The sequence below is a fragment of the uncultured Bacteroides sp. genome (assembly GCF_910585845.1).
Classification (GTDB): Bacteria; Bacteroidota; Bacteroidia; order Bacteroidales; family Bacteroidaceae; genus Bacteroides.
Genome location: NZ_CAJUHF010000005.1, coordinates 111,435 through 117,434, shown reverse-complemented (window position 1 = coordinate 117,434; position 6,000 = coordinate 111,435). Strand labels below are relative to the sequence as shown.

Sequence of the window (6,000 nt, the reverse complement as noted above, 5' to 3'; positions counted from 1 at the left end):
TATCGGCTGAAAAACAGCCGATAAAATTGTCGTGGCGGAAAATAGAATGATTACCTTATATTTCGACGCAGAACAGGCTGATAAACTGGAACAGCAAGGTTATGTTTCGGTAAACCGAAACTACCTTGCTTTGCTCACCGCAAAGAAAATTTCTCCCGTTGGTCGCAATTTTTAAGACACCATTTAAACGTAAAAACCTATGACGAATATAAAGGATAAGCCGGGGGGACGTCCGGCAAAGAAACGGATAGAGAAGCAGCAACGGGTTGTCAGTACGAAACTGACCGAGTTGCAGTATTACGCCATCAGAAAGAGAGCCGGAGAAGCCGGGTTGCGTGTCAGTGAGTATGTCCGGCAGGCAGTTGTTTCGGCAGAGGTCATACCCCGGCTGAATAGGCAGGATGCGGACACCATCCGCAAGCTGGCAGGGGAAGCCAACAACATCAACCAACTGGCACACCGGGCAAATGCCGGAGGTTTCGCACTGGTGGCGGTGGAACTGGTGAAACTGAAAAACAGGATTGTCGAAATTATAAACCAGTTGTCGGATGATTGGAAAAATAAAAAAGGGAAGCGGGTTTAAGGGCTGCGTAAACTATGTGTTGGGCAAGGAACAGGCGGCTTTGCTCCATGCGGACGGGGTACTGACAGAAAGTCAGGGAGATATAATCCGCAGCTTCTGTATGCAGACCGGGATGAAGCCCGACTTGAAAAAGCCAGTCGGACATATTGCGTTAAGCTATTCGGCAGTGGATGCACCCAAATTGACAGACGAGAAGATGATACAGCTTGCACAGGAATATATGCGTGAAATGAAAATTACCGATACGCAGTATATCATCGTGCGCCATCAAGACCGGGAACACCCACATGTGCATATCGTGTTCAACCGCATAGACAACAACGGCAAGACCATTTCGGACAGGAACGATATGTACCGTAACGAGCAGGTCTGCAAGAAGCTGAAAACCAAACACGGGCTTTATTTTGCTGGTGGAAAAGAACAGGTAAAGCAGCACCGCTTGAAAGAGCCGGACAAGTCGAAATACGAGATTTACACGGCTGTAAAGAACGAAATCGGGAAGTCCAAGAACTGGCGGCAGTTACAGGAACGGTTAGCGGAAAAGGGTATTACTGTCCGGTTCAAGTACAAGGGGCAGACAAGCGAGATACAAGGTGTTTCCTTTTCCAAAGGCGAATACACGTTCAAGGGTTCGGAGATAGACCGTAATTTCAGTTTCTCCAAACTGGATAAGTGTTTTGGGGATGTAGGGCAGGCGATAGTCGGAAGCAATAAGCAGACGGTTACTGCACCTGTTCAGAAATCAGTATCAGCACCCGACAAAGCGGATAATTCTTTTATTGCAGGTTTAGGCAGTCTGTTTTCCGGTTTGTCAGCCCCGGCTGATGAAATGCCCGATGATTCCTTTTTGAGAAAGAAGAAGAAAAAAAAGAAAAAACAACTAAAGTTATAAGCGTATGGAGGAAAATTTGATTTTAGAGGGGCTTCTCCCAATGGTTACAGAACTGAAAGAGAAGCAGGAAGCACAGGTAACGCCAGCCAGTCGGGAGGAAACTCTCGAACGGCTGGGAGCAGTCGAACAGGCATTGTCGGAACTGCACAGTAATTCGGCTGTTCCCGAAAAGGATTTGCGGGCTATCCGAAGCCAGCTTGACGAGATAAGGAACGGGATGCAAAGTCAGCAGAAACATATCGAGGACACCAAGAAAATAGCATTGGAAACCTACCGTTGTTTCAAAGTAATGATTGATACTTTGGGCTCTTGCAAGACGGATAAAGAGGAAGCTGCACCCTTGCCGCTTTATCAACGGATTTACAACAAGATTACCTCTTGGATTCGTCCGGGATTGTTTGTTTTTTCGGCAGTGCTGGTTGTCTGTTCTGTTTCCATATTCTTGAATGTCCGTTTGGCTGAACGGATGCAGCAGTTGCAAGACAACGATATGAAATACCGCTACATTCTGATGAAAGGGGAAGCGGATGGGGGCTGCCTTGATTTGCTGGAAACGAATTTCAGTAGGGAACGGGATAACGCTTTCATCCAAAACTTGACTGATTCGGTGACGGATTTTGAATACCGCAGCAGGAAGCAGGCGGAAGCGTTGGAGCGTGCAAGGCTACTCAATGAACAAGCCGAGCAGTTGAGAAAGGAAGCTGATAAACTGGGTAAGCCGTAATCGGGGTGAAGCCGGAGTAATGAAATGTGAAAATCTTCTTACTCCGGCTGTCTCGTTTTGTTTTGATATGTGATTTTATACTTAACTTACTAATCAACAATTTCAAAACGTACAAGTATGGAATAATTCTTTTTGATAGTGCGAAAGCTGTCGAACGAGGCAGCATTGGAGGACATAACATTACTCTGTGCAAATGAAATGCTGCTTGTATTATTCCCTTCCACAATACGAATTACACTTCCCAGTTTTTTACCTAATGTTTCAACTAAATAAGCGGCTTTTCGCTGTGCGGCTTTCAATGCTTCTATCTTTCCTCTTTGGTGATATGCCAATATATCTTTGTTTTCCAGTTCACCGATACGCATCGTATTAATACCTTTCGTGTCTATGTGCTTGATTATTTCATCTATCTGTTTGAAGTCGGTCAGTGTAATGTCAAATTGCTTGGACACTAAAAAGTCTTGCCCTTGCTTTCGCCAATAATCGCCAATCTCTTGTGTACGGATTGCATCCTGCGTAATACCTGCTTCGGCAAGATTCTTTCGCAACCCTTGTTCTATTTGTGACAATGGTACTTTGGTGTGATATTCTTCGGGCTTAGACTTTCCGTCAAATTCTTCCTTGAAGTATTCACGGATTTCAATGATGTAGTGAATTTTGTCCGGTACGATTTCTATTTCCGATGTACCAGTCACTTCGACATATCGTTCATTAACATCTTGCGCTTGCGCAGTTAGAACCATAAAGAAGACAATAGCGGATAAAAATAATTTTAGTTTCATGATAGTTGAGTATTTATTTGATTTCAAATTCAGCATATAAGTTGATTTCATCTTTTTCTTTAAGTAAGAATGACTTACTTATACGATACTTCCCTTTGGGAAGATGGTAATATTCACCAATAGGAAATCGAAAACAATATAATAAAGGAGCTTCCTTTTTACAGAATGCGTCAGCCTTAACATTTAGCTCAAATTTCTCTTGGGGGATACACCATTGTACCCCATTCCAAATACGTAAACTCCAATCTCGTCCAATCCAAAATTTTTCATTGGTAGGGTTGGTTACAAACACATTGATAACTGCCACATTTTCCCAATATACTTCACTTTCTGTCCACATCTGAAATCCTTGATTTTTATACTTATCTGGTAATTCTTTAGTGACCATAAATTAAATTTAGGTGATTCTAATATTACAGTATCTTTATCTGTTTTATTGTTCTCTTCAATTACGATGTTTGTAGAATCGTCGGAGCTACCGATAATAGCTACTGTATTGTCATCGGTCGCTTTCGGTTGGAAGCGCTTATGTTTATTTGAACAACTCACAATAAATGCACAAAACACAATGATTAGAATGATACTTCCAGCTTTCATAGTGAGATTATTTTACTTCAAACTCTGTATTCATGTATATTTCCAATTGCAATCCTATCTTGTATTTGTCGGGAGATAATTTCCCGGAATTGAATCGTTTCTTGTAATTAGGGTCGGTAATGCGACTGACATTCCATGATACAGGAATGGAAAACAATATTGCTTCTCCTGCTTCCAAACATGCGCAATTCCTCATGTAATCAGATTCATCTCTCGAACCAGAACGGGCAAGTGGATGTACCATATACAATTCATCCGTTCCTACGCTCGGAAAAAACAGGGGTTGTACCGAAAGGTTGGTATGGTTTTCAAACTGTATGCGGATAGAATCGTTATCGGATTCCAATACCCTAAAACTAAAAGCCCCCTGCATCTCTGTTCCTTTCACGGGCTGAATCCCCATGTCTGTTAGGTTGCAATACGTGTAGATATTGGAGAACACGTAAAAGTGGACTTGGTATTTGTTCGGTTTCAACGGATATTTAAACTCGGACATATGAATGTGTTCGGGCAACGTATCGCCTTTAGACAAATCTCTGCCCACGCCAGCAAAGGCAAGATTGTCAATGAAAGGAAACTCTTTCCACTCCCCGCCTTTCCAGTACTTCATCCAATGTAATTCCGGTTCGGCGGTAGGAGCATCTACATTGATTACATCCAACGTAATTCGTTTGGTTGAGGACGAGTAAACGGGTTGTTGAGTACGAATTTTGTAAGCATCCAGATGCGTAACGGAAACATTGGGAAGCCGTTGGATATGTACACGACTTTCGTACTTCTCTATTTCCGACTGTGAAAGAGGAAAATCAATGTTCTGTGCATTCAATTTCAGCGACCAAACGGACAAAAGGACAGATAAGTAAATCAGATTTTTCATACATATCTACTTGTTAATTATTTTATTATTCTTATTTATATAATACCAATTAGAGCTATCCCAGTAATGCTTTTCGCCTTTGGAATCGGGAACTTCTTTGTTTTCACCGGAGAAAGTAACCTTTGCTTTGCCGTTCTCGAATGGGTTAGCAAATTTAAATTGAGGCTTTATGACCACATTACCCAATGAATCGGCAAAACCTACCAATCCATCCTCGTTCATTATACGGAAAAGCCCTTCTTGTATGTAGTCGGGACCATTATCATATTTGAATACATAGAAAAGTTCTTTGCCCGCATTATTGATGCAGATTATTCGAGCGTCCTTTGGCTTGTTCTCATAAACAAAACCTAATTCTTTGATAGTGTCTGTCTGGCAGTATCTGTACTTGCCGTATGGTACAATGGTATCACCCCGTTCATTCAGATAACAGACCGGAACACCCACTTCCAAATAAGGCTCTGTGGTATGGGCGGTCAAGTATTTTCTCCAAATAGGCATTGTGAAATCTGTATATTCAATTGTATATTTCCCATTGATGAATAAAACTTCCCATGGGTATATAGATTTCAGCGTCTCTTTGAAGGCTATTGCCAACGGATGATTGCCATCCTCTATTGTTTCCCGTATAGGTCGCAAGAGGATAAAACGTATGTCGCAATCTTTAAAGTGTCCATCGTTGGTTAGTTGGAAATTTCGTATGACGAAAGTTATCCGCTGGTTTTTATATTTGGGAAAACGATTCCATGGAAATTTGCGAATAATCTCATCCTGTACATCTATTATCTTCAAGCCGGGCTTTTTATAGTTATGATAGGTAGTTGTATTTATCACCTTTCCATTCTTAATACGCAATACGCACTCTGTTTCCATATTACGGTCGAATCCGGAGTGTACATATCTTACCAAATCACCTTTTCCGGCTCGAAATTCGCCGTTTAGCCAACGAGCTTCAACGCTTCCATTCTCATAATAATAAGGTAAAAATGGTGCTTGTAATGCTTCTGCATGGTATATTAACGTAGAATCTTTTCGGCTTGTTTCATCATATACGCATACTTCTATGCGTTGCAAGCAAAGGTAATCGTTCTGTATCTCCCAAAAGGCTGTATATCCTTCCCAATTTCCTGTTGAAACACAATGGTTGTCAGGTATGAAATCCATCAAGCGTTTATATAAAGTGGAATCCATATTTATTGGTTTAGCCATAAAGACCCAACTATCTCCATTGAATGATATAATATCACCCGACAGTCCTGTAGCTTTAGCTTGTAAAAAGAAACAGAGCAACAAGATAATAGTGAAGTAATTTTTAATGCGCATAAACCTTTCTTTTTATAATGAAACTCTTCTCAAAAATAGGAATAAAGAATAACTCCATCAATTTTAGAGTTCTCTTTTTTCATTAGGTTTAAACTAATTAACGTTTAATATTCGAGAAAGGATTTTGGTATGTATTGTAAGTTTAGTCTGTTCTTTTGCCTATATATCCAAAACGAACTAAACTTATTCTTGTTGACAGCAAAATATATATACTGGCGAAAA

8 protein-coding genes are annotated in these 6,000 nt (G+C 41.0%); 4 read left to right on the top strand and 4 right to left on the bottom strand.

Translation table 11 applies throughout. The features are described from left to right. Nucleotides 1-46: 46 nt before the first annotated feature. Genes QZ323_RS02955 through QZ323_RS02940 form a run of 4 tightly spaced genes read left to right on the top strand, consistent with a single transcriptional unit; the run spans nucleotide 47 to nucleotide 2,199 of the window. Nucleotides 47-175, top strand: coding sequence for a hypothetical protein (locus QZ323_RS02955; RefSeq protein WP_294632641.1), 129 nt, complete (start codon nucleotides 47-49; stop codon nucleotides 173-175). A 24-nt stretch (nucleotides 176-199) separates the two neighbouring features. After that, nucleotides 200-583, top strand: a complete 384-nt coding sequence (locus tag QZ323_RS02950) for a MobC family plasmid mobilization relaxosome protein (RefSeq protein WP_004310825.1) — start codon at nucleotides 200-202, stop codon at nucleotides 581-583. Next, nucleotides 549-1,475 carry a relaxase/mobilization nuclease domain-containing protein gene (locus QZ323_RS02945; protein WP_234256201.1) on the top strand — a complete coding sequence of 309 codons (927 nt, stop codon included), beginning with the start codon at nucleotides 549-551 and terminating at the stop codon, nucleotides 1,473-1,475. Before QZ323_RS02950 ends, QZ323_RS02945 begins: the two co-directional genes overlap by 35 nt. A 4-nt stretch (nucleotides 1,476-1,479) precedes the next feature. Beyond that, on the top strand, nucleotides 1,480-2,199 hold the full coding sequence (locus tag QZ323_RS02940) for a hypothetical protein (RefSeq protein ID WP_294632631.1): 720 nt from the start codon (nucleotides 1,480-1,482) through the stop codon (nucleotides 2,197-2,199). 89 nt (nucleotides 2,200-2,288) lie between these two features. On the opposite strand, the gene QZ323_RS02935 is transcribed toward QZ323_RS02940, so the two are convergent. The 4 genes from QZ323_RS02935 to QZ323_RS02920 form a co-directional block, all read right to left on the bottom strand. Then, nucleotides 2,289-2,981 (bottom strand): SIMPL domain-containing protein, encoded by a 693-nt coding sequence (locus tag QZ323_RS02935; RefSeq protein ID WP_118158768.1) that lies wholly within the window; start codon nucleotides 2,979-2,981, stop codon nucleotides 2,289-2,291. 13 nt (nucleotides 2,982-2,994) lie between these two features. Beyond that, nucleotides 2,995-3,369: an immunoglobulin-like domain-containing protein gene (locus QZ323_RS02930; RefSeq protein WP_294632629.1), complete on the bottom strand. Its 375-nt coding sequence runs from the start codon at nucleotides 3,367-3,369 to the stop codon at nucleotides 2,995-2,997. A gap of 216 nt (nucleotides 3,370-3,585) precedes the next feature. Next, on the bottom strand, nucleotides 3,586-4,455 hold the full coding sequence (locus tag QZ323_RS02925; RefSeq protein WP_294632627.1) for a hypothetical protein: 870 nt from the start codon (nucleotides 4,453-4,455) through the stop codon (nucleotides 3,586-3,588). Between the two features lie 6 nt (nucleotides 4,456-4,461). Further along, complete coding sequence (locus QZ323_RS02920; protein WP_294632625.1) at nucleotides 4,462-5,778, bottom strand: WG repeat-containing protein; 1,317 nt, start codon at nucleotides 5,776-5,778, stop codon at nucleotides 4,462-4,464. Between the last annotated feature and the right edge of the window lie 222 nt (nucleotides 5,779-6,000).

Coding starts and splice junctions, on each gene's coding strand:
- QZ323_RS02945 (WP_234256201.1), top strand. CDS start 549: ATGATTGGAAAAATAAAAAAGGGAAGCGGGTTTAAGGGCTGCGTAAAC.
- QZ323_RS02930 (WP_294632629.1), bottom strand. CDS start 3,369: ATGGTCACTAAAGAATTACCAGATAAGTATAAAAATCAAGGATTTCAG.
- QZ323_RS02955 (WP_294632641.1), top strand. CDS start 47: ATGATTACCTTATATTTCGACGCAGAACAGGCTGATAAACTGGAACAG.
- QZ323_RS02940 (WP_294632631.1), top strand. CDS start 1,480: ATGGAGGAAAATTTGATTTTAGAGGGGCTTCTCCCAATGGTTACAGAA.
- QZ323_RS02925 (WP_294632627.1), bottom strand. CDS start 4,455: ATGAAAAATCTGATTTACTTATCTGTCCTTTTGTCCGTTTGGTCGCTG.
- QZ323_RS02935 (WP_118158768.1), bottom strand. CDS start 2,981: ATGAAACTAAAATTATTTTTATCCGCTATTGTCTTCTTTATGGTTCTA.
- QZ323_RS02950 (WP_004310825.1), top strand. CDS start 200: ATGACGAATATAAAGGATAAGCCGGGGGGACGTCCGGCAAAGAAACGG.
- QZ323_RS02920 (WP_294632625.1), bottom strand. CDS start 5,778: ATGCGCATTAAAAATTACTTCACTATTATCTTGTTGCTCTGTTTCTTT.